We start from the raw sequence: 16,868 nt of genomic DNA, 5'->3' as shown, positions 1-16,868 counted from the left end.
TCCGTTTTCCTAAAACCAACGTAAGCACGCTGGTAAAGGGCACGGATAAGCCCTATATCAAACCTCTACTGCCCTGAGGGTATTCACCCGGGCGGGCGTTAAGTCCGGCGCAAGCCGGCTCGACCCTCGTCCCTCAGACCAAGGATTTCCATGACCATGGACAAGATCACAACACCTGGCTCTTACGAGCGCACAGAACCACTTACACGTCCTTCCCGTGAAGAAGCGGAAGACGCGGTCCGGACACTGCTCGCATGGGCTGGTGATGACCCACGACGTGAAGGTCTTATTGATACACCTAAGCGTGTCGTCAAAGCCTATGAAGAATGGTTCTCCGGCTATACAGAAGATCCGGTTGCCTATCTTTCACGCACATTCGATGACGTTCAGGGCTATGATGACCTCGTCATGCTGCGCGAAATCGACGTAGAGAGCCATTGTGAGCACCACATGGCGCCATTCCTTGGCAAAGCTTACGTCGCGTACCAGCCAACAGATGCTGTTGTCGGCATTTCCAAGCTCGCACGTGTTGTCGAAATTTTCGCAAAGCGTCTCCAAACGCAGGAAACCATGACAGCGCAAATCTGTGACGCAATCACAGAAAGCCTTGCACCAGCAGGCTGCGCGGTTCTGATCGACGCGAAACATCAGTGCATGACAACACGCGGCGTACACCACCCAGACGTCTCTACGATCACAACCCAGTTCACTGGCGTGTTCAAAACAGACAAAGATAAGCGCGACCGCTTCCTGCGTCTTGCAGGCAAATAAGCCTTAGCGCATAAGGCGGCTATGAGTTTTCAACCGCCCTTTTCCGGAAAAGAACAGGACGAAACTGAAAAGTTTCGTCCTAAGTTTGATGCCAATGGCCTAATCGCCGCTGTCGCGCAGGACGCTGATACCGGCGATGTTCTCATGCTTGCCTGGATGAACGCCGAAGCGATCACTGCTACGCTCGAAACAGGCCGCGCTACCTACTGGTCACGCTCGCGCGGCAAGCTCTGGGTCAAGGGCGAAACCTCAGGACATTTTCAGGACGTCATCGAAGTCTACACAGACTGCGATCAGGACGCCGTTGTTATGAAAATCCGCCAGACAGACGCGGCCTGTCACACCGGACGCAAGTCCTGTTTCTACCGGCGCGTTGACGGAACGAACCGTCTCGTCAAGACGGATAGCTGAGCAAAACCCTCTCCAATCACGCGAAGCCCATGCCGGAACACTCCGTCTCGCGGGAATAACGCTTTGATTTTTCGATCTTTCTGCGCTCAGCCCTAGACGATCACTCAACGCTGGATGACACTCTTCACATCTTAAAATCGAAATGTGAGGCGTAACGTCATGGCAATCATGAAATCAGAGCAGGTGCTCGCAGAATCCACAAAGTCTTTCGAAGACGCGATCGAGAAAGCTGTTGCACGGTTTTCAAAAACCGTTCGCGGCCTCGCGTCTGCCAATGTGAACAACATGTCCACGGTCATCAAAGACGGTAAAATCAAGAAATACCGTGTCAATCTCCAGCTTACTTTTGAAGTTGAAGAGCCGACGCCACCAAAGAAGAAAAAGAAATAGGCCTTACACTCAGGCCATGGATGACGGCGCTCGTAAGGGCGCCGTTTCTACATGAAAGAGGCGTCCGTCTCGAACGAACACATCTCACCTGTCGCCGGATGAGTAAAAGACAGACCCGCCGCATGAAGGCAGAGCCGGTCTGCACCTGCCATGCTTTCAGGGCTGCCATACCAGCCATCCCCCAGAATGCCGTGCCCCAGCTCCGCCATATGGATTCGTAATTGATGCGTTCGGCCCGTTAACGGTGTGAGCTCGACCAGCGTTTTTCCATCCAGCCGCTCCAAGACCTTCCAGCGCGTCTGCGAGGGCTTGCCGTCCTCATGCACCATATGCTTTGGGCGGTTCGGCCAGTCCTTCAGAATAGGCAGATCAACCTCGCCCTCGTCCTGGGAGATAACGCCATGCACCAGAGCCACATAACGCTTTATAACGGTTTTGGCCTCGAAGGCTTTGGAGAGGGTACGGTGCACATCTGCCCCGCGGGCAAACACCATCAGGCCGGACGTATCCATATCCAGTCTGTGCACGGTCAGCGCGTCAGGATAGGCAGCCTGCAACCGGCCGATCATACTGTCTTTGTGCTGGGGCAGTCTGCCCGGAACCGACAACAGCCCGGACGGTTTGTCGACCACGATCATCGCCTCATCCAGATGGATGACCGGAAGCGGGTCAGTTGCCGGAGGGCGATAATCGAGCGGGGCTTTCATGCCCCGCCCATATCAGAAATCAGTTCGCTTGCAATCAAACGACCGGACGCAGTGGCGTCACGCCGTCCGGGCCGAGCGTTGTTTCATAAGTCGCGACCTTCTCGGTCGTGAACTCACGCTCGAGAACGGTAGAGACTTTGTGATAGTCGGCCGTTGCCTTTTCAGGTGTCAGTTTCAGCATGGTGTAGCCATGTCCAAACGGGTCATACCAGACGACATCATCATTCGCGTCCGCCATGAGCTGGCCAAGGCGGTCAATCGGTGCGCTCGTGCCCATGCCCGGTGACGTGACAGACGTACAGCCGAATTCGACGCCGACGAGATCACCACCGTCATTGAGGTCATTCGCCCATGCCGTATGCGTATCACCCGTAATGACCAGCATGTTCGCGCCGGCATCCTTCGCCGCATCATAGAGGCGCTGGCGGGCCGCAGGGAAACCATCCCATGCATCAAGGTTGAATGACTGGCCGAGCGTGGAAAACGGCACAAGCATATTCACATAACCAGCCGGCAACATGCCGATCTCATCCGGCGTCAGCGTCTCGGTCAAATTCGGCAGTTTTACATTCGCCATGATGACCTGATTTGCCAGAAGCTGCCATGTCTTGCCGCCCTCAACCGAAGACTTCATGCCATCTGCCAGCCAGCTTTCCTGAAGGCCGCCGAGCATTGTTCGGGACGGGGCATTCACGCGTGTGTTCACATCCTGAACCGTCGCCATAATCTCTTCCGGCGCCATATCGCCGCGCACTTCGGTGAACCATGAAATCTCGTCAGACCGACCTGTCAGGCGTGACTCGAGCATGAAGATAGACGCCAGATCACCCCAGTCTGCGCTACGATAGATGGATTCTGCCGCGCGGCCCGGCTGAAGCTCGCGCACTGGCATCCATTCCATATAGGCCTGAACCGCAACCTGCTTACGGGCTGTCCAGTCACCTTCATTGTTTTCCGGATTGTGGTTTTCAGCGCCCGAACGATAGGAGTTATTCGTGCTCTCATGATCATCCCATGTGCAATACCACGGCGCGATCGCATGGGCGTCCTGCAGGTCCGGATCGGACTTATATTGCGCATGTCGGGTGCGGTAGTCCTCAAGCGTAACGATCTCTGTCACCGGATCATGACGGCGGCCGATCTGCTCGCCGACCTGACCGCCATAACCTTCCACGCCATACTCATAGATATAGTCGCCAAGGTGGATGACAGCGTCCACATCATCGCGCTGGGCAATGGCTTTGTAGACGTTGAAATAGCCGAACGGCCAGTTCGAGCAGGAGATTACCGCAAGGTTTGCCTGCTCTCCGCCGCTTGCCGGAAGCGTGCGTGTTTTACCGACCGGCGAATAGACCATGCCGGCATCTGTCTCGACGGCGAACCGGTAGTGATACACCGCATCAGACGGCAAATTCTGGAAGTCCGCCTTCACCGTATAATCGCGGTTGATACCTGTGTTTACCGGAAGGAAGTCGACGCCCTCGCCCATCGTGCCGTCTTCGAGCGCCTCAATTGCAGCGCGGTCCGTGCCGTAAAAAATCGTCACCCAGATCGGTTCGTTGGTATTGCGCTCAGGTGTGACCCGCGTCCAGAGGACAAACGAATCGTGTGTCGCGTCACCGGAGGCTACACCGTGATCAAAGCTGACACCGACCGGGCTTTTCTCGCGGCTATATTCTGAAACAGAACGGCCTGACGCACATGCGCCGAGACTTAATCCACCGGCGGCGCCCGCCATCAGTCCAAATACCTTACGACGAGAAATATCCATGGCATGTCCTCCTGAGAGCCCGTTCCGCTTCGCTTAGCTCAGCTCTGCGACGAGGTTGTGACACTCAGGAGGAGACTGGTCCAGATTACGCGGGGGAAGGCTGGAGACCTCCGGACGGTTCAGGGCCGTCATCATGAGCGTGATCATGATCCGGCTGCATCGCCTCATCATGGTCGTGCGTACAGTCATGCCCGCAGGTTTTACAATATTGATAGAAGACCAGCTTGTGCTCACCGCACCCGCCGCAATCAGCTTTGATGCGCAGGCCGCAATGCGGGCAGAAATCACTTCCAGAAGACATGGAAACCGACACGCTGCGATCACAACCCGGACACACACCTGAGCTCAGCTTCTTCAGCGCCAATTCATTCGGAATAGCTTTGCGACGTTCTGGTTCAGATCGTTTTTCGGCCGCCTTCTGGCGCTGGAGATAGGCTTTCATACCAAGAATGGTGAAATGGCCGACCGCAATGGCAATAATCACACCCACGCCATAGCGCACATAACCGCCATAGCTTGGAAGGTAGGGCACCAGCTCTACAAAAAAGGCAAAGGCCGAGAAAATCATAAAGCCCCGATAGAGCGGCCAGTAATTCCCCTTTCGATGCTTCACTACGAGGTACCCCGAAATCAGGAGTAGTGGCAGGGTCAGCATGAGGCGGTAGAGAAATACGCGCGTCTCAACACCGGTGAAATACGCATCGTATTCAGGCTGCGCCTCAAGACGCAGGCGGCCCAGCCTTTGCTGAACATCCACACGTTCGCGGCGCAACTGGCTCACATCGCGCTCCAGCGCGGCTTGTTCAATCTGAACATTGGCGAGGCGGTCGCGGACGACTTCAAGGTTCAGCGTGCGCGCAGCCACTTCCGGGTTCTGGTCGAAGGCTTCCGTAACCGTGCGGTTATCAAACCAGGCGTTCAGCGCATCCGTCGCTGACGCAAGCTCGGTTTCAGCAATTTCAACGCGGGTCTGATGATCTTCAACGGCAATGACGGCATCGTTTATAGCCGTATCGACCATCGCCAGCTCAGCATCGAGCTCTGCTTTTTCCTCTCTGTCTATAAAGCTATCTATGGATCTCTGGTCGGTTATCGTCGGCAGATCACGGATTACCAGACTTCCGAGACCGATCAGGCACCCGGCGAAAACAATGGAAATCAGCCACATCACGACAGAGTAAATCTGCTGCGGTCTACGAGAATTTTCGGTCATAAACATCCCTCACACAAAATGTGAGCGATTGTTTACTTACAAATAAAGGCGAAAATGCGGCCACCATTCAATCCTGCCCGGCTTCGGCGCATCAAGCAGCCAGGGCATCTCCGCACCCTACCAAACCTCTGATTACATACAGTTTATCACCACTCCAACAGAACAAAACGATAAAACCTTTCAGCGGCCAGCACAGTTTTTTCACCTTCAAATGGAACCAAACTGCCAGTTTCGGACGTTTACCTTCCAGACTTCAACATCATTAAATGGAACCCCGCTCATGTCCGCCGCCCACGCAGAAACAGTCGTCGACTTCAACATCCAGCCGGATACCCGTCGCTTTTCGCAGGGCTCGGCATCACGCAATGCAATCATGGCTGCGGCACGCGAAGAAATTCGTCGTTCAGGCTGGAGAGGCTTTGACCTTCAGTCCGCCCTCAATCATGTAAAAGCCCCGACAGCGCAAATTGAAGAATACTGGCCGTCGACTGCCTGCCTGGTTGTTGACGCGGTTCTTGATGTTCTCGAAACGCCCGTTATCAGCGACCACCATCCGCTGAATGAACAACTGGCACGCCTGATCGACCCGGTCGTCGACATGGCGCGCTCTGGTAGCGATGCCATCCTCATGCGTAGCGCCCTTCTGGCCGCAGCCGATGAGGCAGACGCCAACAAGCTGTTCCGCGCGCATATCAATGACCATTTCAAGCGCCCTCTTAAACAGGTTCTTGCAACTGCCCGCGCGAAGAAAGAAATCCGCCAGCTCTATGACGTGGACATGGCGATGGAAATTCTCTTCGGCCCGCTCTGGCACCGCCTGATCGTACTCCGCGCACCCTTCCCTGAGTCCACCAGCATCAATGCTGTAACGGGCCTGATGGATCACCTTCGCGGATAAACCTCCGCCCTGCGTCAAGCGAGTTCCCTTTTGTCGGAACTCGCGGTAAAGACGCCCCATGCCCAGCACACATAGTTTTACCGTAGAGGCCGACGCAGCCGGAACGCGTCTTGACCGTTGGCTCACAACCCAGCTTACCGACCTGTCACGCTCGCGCCTGAAAGGGCTGATCGACGACGGTCAGGTCATCGCCGGGCATGACAAACCGATCGACCCGAAATTCAAGGTGAGCGCGGGCGAGACCTACACGCTCACCCTGCCAGATCCCGAACCTGCCACGCCGCAGCCGGAAGATATTCCGCTGGACGTTCTGTTCGAGGACGAGCACCTCATCGTCATCGCAAAGCCATCCGGCATGGTCGTGCATCCGGCACCCGGCGCATGGAGTGGGACGCTGGTTAACGCGCTTCTGCACCATTGCGGCGACAGCCTCTCCGGCATTGGCGGCGTTGCGCGCCCCGGTATTGTGCATCGACTGGATAAGGACACATCCGGCGTTATGGTCGTGGCAAAGTCAGAGGTCGCCCATACCGGCCTTGTCGCCCGTTTTCAGGCGCATGACATGGACCGGCACTATCTGGCCATCACACGCGGTGCGCCGCGTCCTCTGATCGGCCGTATCGAGACGCGCATCGACCGGTCCTCATCCGACCGAAAGAAGATGGAAGTCGTCCGCGAAAGCGTACGTGCTCCGTCTGCCGACTGGCATGAACCAGAAGGCGGCGACGGATATGTCGAAAAAGGCAAGCACGCCATCACGAATTACACGACGCTGGAAGGCTTCGGCCATCTGGACGAGAAATCAGGCCTGCCTGCTGCAGCGATGGTCGAATGCCGTCTGGAAACGGGCCGTACTCACCAGATCCGCGTACACATGGCACACATCAATACGCCGGTGATCGGCGATCCGGTCTATGGCAAGCACAAGGGCATCAAAGCCTTTGGTGAGGGCGAAGCCTTCATTGAGGCTACCACTGCTGCGCGCCAGTTCCGCCGTCAGGCGCTCCATGCCTATATTCTTGGGTTCGAACACCCTGTCACAGGCGAGGCCCTGCACTTTGAACAGCCACCACCTGATGACATGGCCGACCTCATCGCCAAACTGCGGGCGATGTAGGCCTAGGCATTCAGTTCCAGCCGCATCGGCTTGATCGTTATCTCGCCTGTGCTCTCATCCGCTTCGACTGATCCGGGATCAGCGCCGATGAATGTCTGACTGACTTTGCCAGCGCGCGTTTCTCGCGTGACTTCGATGAGCGGACCACGGCGCGCTGTCAGCGCTTCTTCGATCAGCTCCAGTATTTCCTTCATACCTTCAGCGTCAGCGCCCAGTGTGAGAGGCGAAACCTCCGAATGCATGACACTGCCATTTTCCGCGCGGCGACCTTCATCCAATGGCATCCCGCCTGATACATAGATGACGGGCACTCCCTGACCGTTAATCGTCACCTCGACGTGAAAGTCGATCTCACTACCTTCCTGCGCGACGACAGCAGGAGCAAACACCAAAGACACAATTGCAGCGGCCAGAACGCCTCGACGTGATAGAAAGCTCATCCATCCCTCCCGGTTTGCCCCAATCTAGCACATGAGAAGCCAAGACTGAAAAACGCGCATATTTCGGTCTGTACCCGAATACATCTTTTTTAGCTTTATCTCGGAACCAGGCCTGTCAGTCTGCGTTTAGCACCCAACAAGGGAAGACCAGACATGACGAACAAACTGCTGCTCACCGCAGCTACTGCACTTTTCATGACCGCCTGCTCACAGGCCGAAACCCCACAAACAGACCCAGCACCTGAAACGCCGCTGCCGACAGAAACATCCGGCGAGAGCCTGCCAAGCATGATGAACGCGCGCGGCACGCTGACCGGCGTTGATGGCGCAGAGATTGGCGGCGTAAACCTCATTGAAGGCCCGAACGGCGTTCTGCTGCGCGTTACCGTGCAGCCAGGGTCGCTTGAGCCGGGCTGGCATGGCCTGCACCTGCACCAGGTTGGCGATTGCTCTGACATCGGCACATTCACGAATTCTGGCGGCCATATCGGCAAAGTTGAAGGCGGTCACGGCCTTCTCAATCCAGCTGGCCCGGAAGGCGGCGACATTCCGAACATCTGGGTCGCGGCGAACGGTTCGGCTGGCTATGAAGCCTTCACAACGCTCACAACCGGCGCAGAACTGCTGGATGATGATGGTGCCGCGCTGATCATTCATGCTGATGAGGACGATCATATGTCCCAGCCGATTGGCGGAGCCGGCCCGAGGGTCGCTTGCGCAGTCATCAACTGAACGAACAAAAAACGGGGCCAGACGGCCCCGTTTTTCATTTCAGCGCTCTACAGCCGTGATCAGGCGGCACTGTCTTTCTTAGCCATTGCGATAAGACGTTCCATCAGATTTCCGGAGAGGTTTTCATCAAACTTCACACCGGACTCTGTATCACTGGACCAGGCCGTCTGCGCTTCGACCGTGCCCATATGGTCAGGAAGCGTAACATTGAATCGTCCACGGCTTGGCTGGTCCAGACGCGCGCCGCTTGCAGACAGATCCTTTATCACGGCCTGACGCGACGCGTTATTCTGCGTCACCGTAACCGGCCGATCCGTCTTCGTACGTGGAGCACCGCGATTATCCGCAGCCGCAACAGCGCGCTGGACGATTTGCGGAATCTCCTCATTGGCAGAACGTGAGGCTGACGTCATATCATCGACCTGACGGGCCATTGTGGTCGCATTATCGGCAGTTTCCTGCGTGATGCGTGTCAGATCAGCAACCTGACGCGCCACATCTTCAATCGCCGCGCGGTTACTATTCAGGAAACCGGTAAAGGAGTCCGTCGAAGCCCGCTGTTCTTCAACGGCCGCCGCCACAGACGATGTCACACCGCCCAGCTGTTCGATAGAAGACGAGATACGGTTGATTGCATCAACAGCCGTACGGGTGCGCGACTGGATCTGCCCCACACGCTCGGTAATTTGCGTCGCGGATGTATTGGTCTGCGAGGCCAGCTGCTTGATCTCGGAGGCAACGACCGCAAAGCCTTTGCCATGCTCGCCAGCACGCGCAGATTCGATCGTGGCATTGAGAGCTAGCAGATTTGTCTGCTCGGCAAGCTCAGTGATCACACGAACGAAGTCACCAATCTGCTGGGTTGCCTCGTCCAGCTCTTCAACCGTCTGACGTGAATCGACCGCCAGCTGGACCGTATCACGCGCCATTTTATCACCGCGCATAATGCTTTCAGCCACTTCGGCAATAGCCGCATTGAGTTCGTCAGCGAGATCAGAAGCGCGCTGAGTGCCATCAAGTGATTCAGATGTCGCCTGATTGGCCTTGCTTGCATTCGAAGACGCGTCGGACAGGCGTGTACGCATACTATCGGCGTTGGATGCAAGGTCTTCAGCCGTCACCACGATTTTGGACACCGTCGCATGCGTCGCCTCTTTCACTTCATGCGCCATGCGGTCCAGCACCTCACGGCGTTCAACGAGCGCTTTTTGTTCGTTCTCAGAATTCTGCCGCATAAGCGCTTCGCGCTGGCGTGACATCTCCATGAACTGACGTGCGGCGCGTGCCAGAACGCCAATCTCATCGCCGCGGTCTGTACCCGCAATCTTGAGATCGGTTGCGCCTTTAGACAGTTCGTCCAAAGAATTTGTGATGCTCGCCATCGGCTTCACAATGCTGGACACCAGAACATAAGATACGACAATCGTCAGCAGGGTAAGCAGCACAGAACCTGCAACAACGGCCCAGACGACCATGGTCAGATGGTTCTGTTTTTCTGTCGCCACAGCCAGAATATGTTCGGATACCGCATCAGTGATATCCATCATCTGCTCAATGCGGCTCGTCGTCAGATCAAACCATTCATTGCTCGTGACATCCGGCAGCTGACCATCATAGCCTGCGCGATGCAGGTTCTCGCGAATATCGGAAATTCGCTGGCTGGTCGCATTGCCTTCCAGCTGGTCCAGCACTGAAGTCCAGTCGTCACTCATGGCAGAACGATAATTGGAAAGCATTTGCTGCTGCTGGCTGTTCAGAGTAATCAGCGCCTCATGCGCTGCATCATTGATCGCCCCGGAGGCGAGCACAGCGCTCCCACGTGCGCGTTCGAGACCGGCCGCTTCTTTCGCATATGTCAGCTGAAGCAACCCCTGAAGCGCGCCTGCAAGGTCAGCATCGCCCACAAGCGTTGCCTCATCCGCGATAAGCGTAATCAGACGGTTGATGACTTCTGTATAGGGGCCAACGGCCTGAGGTACTGGCAGGTTTTCACGGCGCACACGTTCGCGATGCGCATCCAGAGCCTGTAGAGAGGAGCGAGCATGCTGCACGTGCTCACGCTGCAGATCAGTCGTCAGCTGTCCGGCAAAGTCATCAGCAGCCGAGATAAAGTTAGAGCGAAACTGATCAGCCCGGCGCGATTGCGTTTCCAGCTGCGAACCTGCCTGCGCAGATTTACCCGAGCCGATAAAGGCCGCCGTACGCCCTCGCTCGACCTGCAATTCATGCACGAGCTCACTGACAGACCGGGAGAAGCCTGTCAGCTGCACGGTATGGCGCATGCTTTCGACGGTTTTCCACTGACTATAACAAAAAATAAGTGCAAAAAATGTGAGGCCCAGGATCGGTAATGCGACCGCCAGACCCATTTTCCATTTAATAGGAAGGGATGATAATGTTCGTTGCAGCACCTGCGTCTCCCGCGAAGGTTGTGAATATCGCTAACAGATACCGCACTCTGGTTAACTTTATTCTACTGAAAGGAGAGAAAGCTCACGAACACATCAGCTTAAAGTTACCAAATTTTGCGTTTCTTTTTTGGCCGAAACGGGTTCAATCGGCTTAAATTGTACCTACATAGCGTAGGTGTGCTGCCGATGCTGACGGGGCATGCAGGGTTGATTGCTGCATCTCAGATGGGCGATTTTTTTGAAACCTGGAACGTTCGCAAACGTCACTTAGTGAGTAGGCGAGTCTTTCATGGGAGGTAATTACATGGCTGGAACTTCAGTCGCTCTGTCACCTGAACAGGGCCTTTCTCGGTATCTGACCGAAATCCGAAAATTTCCAATGCTCGCCAAAGAAGAAGAGTTCATGCTCGCCAAAAGCTGGCAGGAGCACGAAGACTCTGAAGCTGCGGAGAAGATGGTGACCTCTCACCTGCGCCTCGTCGCCAAGATCGCGATGGGCTATCGCGGCTACGGCCTGCCAATGGCTGAAGTCGTGTCAGAAGGCAATGTGGGCCTGATGCAGGCCGTCAAGAAATTCGATCCGGATAAGGGCTTCCGCCTCGCGACTTACGCGATGTGGTGGATTCGCGCCTCTATTCAGGAATACATTCTGCGTAGCTGGTCGCTGGTAAAACTCGGCACGACCGCCGCCCAGAAAAAACTCTTCTTCAACCTGCGCCGCATCAAAGGCGAGATCAACGCGATTGAAAGCGGTGATCTGCGTCCGGAGCAGGTCACAGAAATCGCGACCCGCCTCAACGTCTCCGAAGACGAAGTTATTTCCATGAACGGGCGCATGTCTGCGTCCGATGCCTCGCTCAATGCCCCGATTGGCGGCACGGAAGGCGATGGCGAATGGCAGGACTGGCTGGAAGATGAAACCAATCCAGGTCAGGCGCGCGAATTTGCGGACCGTCAGGAATTCGATGCGCGCATGACATTGCTGGAACGCGCCATGGAAGATCTGAATGACCGCGAAAAGCACATCATCACGGAGCGCCGTCTGAAAGACGAGCCGGTGACACTGGAAGACCTCTCCAAGGTCTACAATGTCTCCCGCGAGCGTATCCGTCAGATTGAGGTGCGCGCGTTTGAAAAACTGCAAAAAGCTATGGTTCGGGCGGCAAAAGAAGAAGGCCTCCCGCTTAAGCCATAGTTTTTTTAGAATTTCGCTCCATTCTCTCCCTATAGGCGTGGGGACAACACGCATTCTCCGGGAGAGAACACATGACACAGTCAAACATTCGCGACTCACGGCATCTGCAATTTGGTTCAGATGCCGGAGTGGCTAAGATAAGCCGCGAAGCCATTGAAAAGGCTGGTTCGGACAAATGCCCGAACCTTATTCTTTCGCAGGCCGATCCCCGTATCGATGACGATAGCTATCTGAGCGGCATTGCTGACCAGCCTGCCAGCGAATAATCGCCAGGCACAACAACCAGAAAATGCGGAACCGTTTGCGGGTTTCTCCGTTGATTAAGCAACGGAGATATTCACATGCGCCCCCTCATGAACCTCGGCCTAGCAATGGCCCTTCTCACACTTTCCCCGATGGCTTTTGCCGAAGATCCGGCAACATCAATCCAGCCGGAACCGGCTGATTACTTCTCCCCGCAAGCCCCTGACGTCAGCATGACTTATGCCCGCGGCGACGTCATTCCCGTAGAATTTGGCGTGCGCGACTGGCAGGATTATTACGCATATGGCCTGCCCTCTGCCCCACGCGGCCAGGAATGGGTTCTCATTGATGATGATGCCTATCTCGTGCGCCCTGATAGCGGCTTGGTCGAGCTGGTTATTCGCAACATCGCAGGTGGCGCAGCTATCTCATAATCCGACGAATATTGCCCAATAGTCTGACGCGGCGCATAAGCCTCTCATGAGTTTAGCGCCTGTCAGAATTACAAGTCCGGAGGACCCACGCATAGCGGACTATACATCCGTGCGCGAACGGGACCTCACAGGACGCGACGGTAAGTTTATCGTCGAAGGCAAGGTTACACTCGATGTGTTTCTGAGCCGGTCACACTTCAAACCTGACAGCATATTTCTCGAAACCGGACGCCTGCCCGTTCTGGCCCCTCTTCTTGAGAAGCTGCCGGACAATATTCCAGTCTACACGGCGGACCAGCCCGTCATGGACCAGATTGTCGGCTTCCCGATCCACCGCGGCATACTCGCCTGCGGGCGCAAGGATGATGCCGCACCGCTTTCAGACTGGCTCGAGACAAACAACCGCCACACGCTGGTTGTTGCTATCGGTCTTTCCAATCACGACAATGCGGGCGCGCTGTTTCGCAATAGCGCGGCGCTCGGTGGCGACGCCATAATTCTCGATGAGACAAGCTGCGATCCGCTCTACCGAAAATCCATCCGTGTTTCAGCCGGCACCGCGCTCTGGCTGCCTTTTCATCATGGCGCGACGGCCGGGCAGATTTTCAATGCGCTGGACGCTTCCGGCTATACGCTCTGGACGCTTACGCCCGGTGTCGCGGCAACCTCGCTCTACGAGGCTGAACGGCCTGAAAAGCTTGCCATTATTCTCGGGCCGGAAGGGCCGGGCTTGCCGGATGACCTGATCGCACGCGGAAATGCGATCCGTATTCCCATGTCCAACGAGGTCGATAGTCTCAATGTTGCGACCAGCCTCGCCATAGTGCTCTCACAGCGGCTCTCAAAAACTGCGGCCTAGCCTGCATTTTCCACGCAGTTTGGAATTGACGAGCGTATAAGCTTTGTGATTTATGACCGCTTCCCGAAACACGGTTCTCCGTGCTTCGCCAGAGTGGGCGGTTAGCTCAGCGGGAGAGCACTACGTTGACATCGTAGGGGTCACAAGTTCGATCCTTGTACCGCCCACCATTCATTCCGATTTTGCTTCGCAAAAACATTCGTGCCGGTGGCACGAATTTAGGAATGAATCGTGTGTGTTTTTTGCTCTCGTTTCGCTGCGCTCACATAGAGCGCGCTCAAGGCTGGTTTTTCCCAAATTCAAAACTACGAAAATGAAAATCGATCCAGTGGATCGATTTTAGAGAAAATTGTATTTGTATTGCCTCACGCCGCGCAGCGGCTCCGGCAGGCGGGCAAAGCCCGACGGCAGGCCTGCCGCTGTATGGATTTGGCCGCTCATCATTCGTGCCGGTGGCACGAATTTAGGAATGAATCGTGTGTGTTTTTTGCTCTCGTTTCGCTGCGCTCACATAGAGCGCGCTCAAGGCTGGTTTTTCCCAAATTCAAAACTACGAAAATGAAAATCGATCCAGTGGATCGATTTTAAGGAAAATTGTGTTTGTATTGCCTCACGCCGCGCAGCGGCTCCGGCAGGCGGGCAAAGCCCGGCGGCAGGTCTGCTGCTGCACGGGTTAAAACTTTCATCATCTTCGGTGCGACCTGTTCGATAACGGTTTTCACCGGCAAAGTGTTACCTCATGGGTGAAATTTGTTGAATTTACAGCGGCAAATCTAAAGTCCTGCACGGTATTCGTTTCGGGAAATCTGCAAAAAGCAGACCCATAAAGCGAGCCATCTCATGCAGACAACAGCGCCCAATCTCCCTTCACGTTTCTTCTCCTTTGCCAAATCAGAAAGCACTGGGCTGATTTCGGCGTGCTTGTTGTCATCTGCATCGCTGATCGCATTTCCGGCAAATGCCGACCACTTCGTTATTTGCGACGACCTCAACGACAATTGGGAGAACGAACGTTGCTGGCATGATGAAGACAGACCAGATCACAAGGGAGGCAGCGTCGTTGTTATCGGCGAAGATTACCCAGATTTTCCCGACACACCTGCGCGCTACGCCATCAGCATTCGAGCGGGCTACAGTGGCGATTACTTTGGCGTAAACATTATGCCGGTAGATAACCTATATCTCGGTGTGCATGGTAACATCCGACACGGCGCCATACTTCAGTCTGAGGGCGTTCTGCAGGTGACGGGTGCCGGCGCGGGCCTGAACGTGGAAGAAACCATCTATCTTGGAAAAGACGGAGGATCAGGCCAGCTGATTATCAATCAGGGTGGCGTGGTGTACGCTGATACTGTTCTGACCGGCGGTTATTATGATGATAAAATCGCCAGAGGATGGGGAAACGGTCAAATATCCCTTTCTGACGCAGGCAGCTTGCTAAGGGCGAATGAAATCACCCTTGGCGTCAACGATACGAGCTTCCAACAACTTCAAATTTCAGACCAGGCAATGGTTCAGGCTGACCGGCTTACTGTGAATTCCCTCGGCTACATCACAAATACACCGAGTGAATACAAACCGGTACTTGAAATTAACGGCGGCACGCTGGAAGTCTCCGTATTGAGTTTCTCAATGGATCCGCAACACGTCGTAAAGAATATGATTGGCGTTGTAGGTGACGGCGGAACTCTAAATGCGGCCCAGATCGACGCTCCTTTTTCGGGAGATGCAGAAAATGGATACTACAGCGCGCTAACCTTCACAGGTGGCACACTCCACATCTCAGATCAGAACGGTGGCGTCCGCTACTTCACCCGTTCGACGACCATCAATGGCATGCTTCTTCTCGCCTCCGGAAGCACTGTGGCATTCGACGCGACTATTCTGGATAACTCGCCTGATCTTCACATAAGCCATGGAATTGCAGCTCCAGCGCATTCCGATAACGGCGCATTCAATATCCTTATAAATCCGGCGACCGACGGCTCGAAGCCGGAACTGGATATCCAATTTCCAATCATCACAGTCGACGACGGAAGCCTGAACGCTGACCGCGCGCAGGTTAACCAGAGCTACCGGTTCATTGATGGTACGCTCAGCACGACTTCTGACACGATGTACATCACGTTTTCGCGCAACGACACGCCTTTGACGACTGATGCCGTAACCAGCAACGAACTGGCCGTCAGTTCGGCTCTTGAGGCCGCTGGCCCGGGCCATGATGTTCATGATTCAATTCTCGCTCTGACCACTCAACAGTCCTCGCGTGCAGCCTTTAATGGTCTGTCGGGAGAAATTCATGCTACGGCAATGTCTGCTACGATTGATCAGGGCCTCAATGCCGGGACAACCTCCATCGATCGATTGCAACAGGTGCTGGACCACAACTCTTCTGAAAGAGCTGGCGCAAACTTCTGGCTGACCAATCATGGAAGCAAAGCAACATATGATGGGGAAGGCTCGGCTGAAACATCAGACACCGATTATTTTGCCATTTTCGCTGGTGTCGATGCGCAAACGGGCTCTGGACTGCAGATTGGCGGATCAGTCGGCTATGCTCAATCGTTCGTACGACTGGAGTCCCGCAATTCTCAGGCCGATATAGAATCGTTCAGTGCCCAGATTTATTCCGGCAAAAGAACCGAGGCGTTTCAGCTTCTCGGCGGTGCAGGCATCACATCTCACCAGATCGATTCCCGACGCATTACGGGATTGGCTTCGCTATCCGGCCAGCTCACCGCAGATTACTCTGCAGTGTCGGCGAATGCCTGGACTGACATTTCGCGAAACTATCAATTACAAAATACGCGGCTCCAGCCATTCCTGAGAATGGACTATATCATCACGGAGTCTTCTGATTTTACCGAGCGAACTCATGATGCGTCGCTGCAATCGTCCGAAGACACACACTCAAACCTGTTTTCCACGGCCGGCATCCGCCTCAGTCATGATCTCTACATCACAGACGAAAAAGCTACGCAGATCACAGGCGCGGTGGGCTGGCGCCACACAATCGGAGATGTAACGCCAGACCAGACAATGCAGTATGCAGCCGGATCGAACTCTTTTCAGATTGAAGGTCGGGCTTTTGACCGGGACCTTCTGGCAGTCGATCTTGGATTCTCGTCTCATACGCCGTCAGGCTTTGAACTCAGGATTGGTTATTCCGGCCTTTTCGGAGAAACAACCACTGAACATGGCCTGATGGCAACGGCACGTCTTCCATTCTGACCCGCCGCTCAGATGACGTTGAAGAGGCCCGATAACGGGCCTCAA

At 55.1% G+C, this 16,868-nt stretch carries 17 protein-coding genes and 1 tRNA gene; 12 read left to right on the top strand and 6 right to left on the bottom strand.

Annotation, left to right across the window (positions count from 1 at the left end; genetic code table 11):
• Positions 1 to 156: 156 nt before the first annotated feature.
• The 3 genes from folE (at position 157) to P1U45_RS07220 (ending at position 1,572) form a co-directional block, all read left to right on the top strand.
• Positions 157 to 771, top strand: a complete 615-nt coding sequence (gene folE, locus P1U45_RS07230; protein ID WP_027441516.1) for a GTP cyclohydrolase I FolE — start codon at positions 157 to 159, stop codon at positions 769 to 771.
• 21 nt (positions 772 to 792) lie between these two features.
• On the top strand, positions 793 to 1,182 hold the full coding sequence (gene hisI / locus P1U45_RS07225; RefSeq protein WP_301058436.1) for a phosphoribosyl-AMP cyclohydrolase: 390 nt from the start codon (positions 793 to 795) through the stop codon (positions 1,180 to 1,182).
• 159 nt (positions 1,183 to 1,341) lie between these two features.
• Positions 1,342 to 1,572, top strand: coding sequence for a dodecin family protein (locus tag P1U45_RS07220; RefSeq protein ID WP_301058435.1), 231 nt, complete (start codon positions 1,342 to 1,344; stop codon positions 1,570 to 1,572).
• Positions 1,573 to 1,619: 47 nt separating this feature from the next.
• Here the strand turns inward: P1U45_RS07220 and P1U45_RS07215 are convergent, their stop codons facing one another.
• From P1U45_RS07215 to P1U45_RS07205, 3 genes are all read right to left on the bottom strand, one after another.
• On the bottom strand, positions 1,620 to 2,279 hold the full coding sequence (locus tag P1U45_RS07215; RefSeq protein ID WP_301058434.1) for an RluA family pseudouridine synthase: 660 nt from the start codon (positions 2,277 to 2,279) through the stop codon (positions 1,620 to 1,622).
• A gap of 34 nt (positions 2,280 to 2,313) precedes the next feature.
• Entirely contained in the window at positions 2,314 to 4,050 is a 1,737-nt protein-coding gene (locus P1U45_RS07210) for an alkaline phosphatase D family protein (RefSeq protein ID WP_301058433.1), read from the bottom strand.
• Between the two features lie 85 nt (positions 4,051 to 4,135).
• The gene (locus P1U45_RS07205) at positions 4,136 to 5,263 is read right to left on the bottom strand and encodes a hypothetical protein (protein ID WP_301058432.1); all 1,128 of its coding nucleotides are present in this window, start codon (positions 5,261 to 5,263) and stop codon (positions 4,136 to 4,138) included.
• A 280-nt stretch (positions 5,264 to 5,543) separates the two neighbouring features.
• Here P1U45_RS07205 and P1U45_RS07200 point away from each other — a divergent pair, with 280 nt between their 5' ends.
• Both P1U45_RS07200 and P1U45_RS07195 read left to right on the top strand, forming a co-directional pair.
• Positions 5,544 to 6,161, top strand: a complete 618-nt coding sequence (locus tag P1U45_RS07200) for a TetR-like C-terminal domain-containing protein (protein ID WP_293619329.1) — start codon at positions 5,544 to 5,546, stop codon at positions 6,159 to 6,161.
• Between the two features lie 58 nt (positions 6,162 to 6,219).
• Entirely contained in the window at positions 6,220 to 7,278 is a 1,059-nt protein-coding gene (locus tag P1U45_RS07195) for an RluA family pseudouridine synthase (protein ID WP_301058431.1), read from the top strand.
• 2 nt (positions 7,279 to 7,280) lie between these two features.
• Here P1U45_RS07195 and P1U45_RS07190 read toward each other — a convergent pair whose 3' ends face one another.
• A complete protein-coding gene (locus P1U45_RS07190) occupies positions 7,281 to 7,718 on the bottom strand; it encodes a hypothetical protein (protein ID WP_301058430.1) in 438 nt (145 codons plus the stop codon).
• A gap of 153 nt (positions 7,719 to 7,871) precedes the next feature.
• On the opposite strand from P1U45_RS07190, the gene P1U45_RS07185 reads away from it, so the two are divergent.
• Positions 7,872 to 8,450, top strand: a complete 579-nt coding sequence (locus P1U45_RS07185; protein ID WP_301058429.1) for a superoxide dismutase family protein — start codon at positions 7,872 to 7,874, stop codon at positions 8,448 to 8,450.
• 59 nt (positions 8,451 to 8,509) lie between these two features.
• Here the strand turns inward: P1U45_RS07185 and P1U45_RS07180 are convergent, their stop codons facing one another.
• Positions 8,510 to 10,732 carry a nitrate- and nitrite sensing domain-containing protein gene (locus P1U45_RS07180; protein WP_301058428.1) on the bottom strand — a complete coding sequence of 741 codons (2,223 nt, stop codon included), beginning with the start codon at positions 10,730 to 10,732 and terminating at the stop codon, positions 8,510 to 8,512.
• 433 nt (positions 10,733 to 11,165) lie between these two features.
• Between P1U45_RS07180 and rpoH the strand changes: the two genes are divergently transcribed.
• The 5 genes from rpoH (at position 11,166) to P1U45_RS07155 (ending at position 13,762) form a co-directional block, all read left to right on the top strand.
• Positions 11,166 to 12,056, top strand: coding sequence for an RNA polymerase sigma factor RpoH (gene rpoH, locus P1U45_RS07175; RefSeq protein ID WP_293610166.1), 891 nt, complete (start codon positions 11,166 to 11,168; stop codon positions 12,054 to 12,056).
• 71 nt (positions 12,057 to 12,127) lie between these two features.
• Entirely contained in the window at positions 12,128 to 12,322 is a 195-nt protein-coding gene (locus tag P1U45_RS07170) for a hypothetical protein (RefSeq protein WP_301058427.1), read from the top strand.
• A gap of 75 nt (positions 12,323 to 12,397) precedes the next feature.
• Positions 12,398 to 12,733 (top strand): RcnB family protein, encoded by a 336-nt coding sequence (locus P1U45_RS07165; RefSeq protein ID WP_301058426.1) that lies wholly within the window; start codon positions 12,398 to 12,400, stop codon positions 12,731 to 12,733.
• Positions 12,734 to 12,779: 46 nt separating this feature from the next.
• The gene (locus P1U45_RS07160) at positions 12,780 to 13,592 is read left to right on the top strand and encodes an RNA methyltransferase (protein WP_301058425.1); all 813 of its coding nucleotides are present in this window, start codon (positions 12,780 to 12,782) and stop codon (positions 13,590 to 13,592) included.
• 95 nt (positions 13,593 to 13,687) lie between these two features.
• Positions 13,688 to 13,762: transfer RNA gene (locus P1U45_RS07155), tRNA-Val, on the top strand.
• 414 nt (positions 13,763 to 14,176) lie between these two features.
• Here the strand turns inward: P1U45_RS07155 and P1U45_RS07150 are convergent.
• A complete protein-coding gene (locus tag P1U45_RS07150) occupies positions 14,177 to 14,320 on the bottom strand; it encodes a hypothetical protein (protein ID WP_301058424.1) in 144 nt (47 codons plus the stop codon).
• Positions 14,321 to 14,516: 196 nt separating this feature from the next.
• Between P1U45_RS07150 and P1U45_RS07145 the strand changes: the two genes are divergently transcribed.
• A complete protein-coding gene (locus tag P1U45_RS07145) occupies positions 14,517 to 16,823 on the top strand; it encodes an autotransporter outer membrane beta-barrel domain-containing protein (protein ID WP_301058422.1) in 2,307 nt (768 codons plus the stop codon).
• Positions 16,824 to 16,868: the final 45 nt, after the last annotated feature.

The sequence above is a fragment of the Ponticaulis sp. genome, from assembly GCF_029210165.1.
Taxonomy (GTDB): Bacteria; Pseudomonadota; Alphaproteobacteria; order Caulobacterales; family Hyphomonadaceae; genus Ponticaulis.
This window is presented reverse-complemented; position numbering and strand designations above follow the sequence as displayed.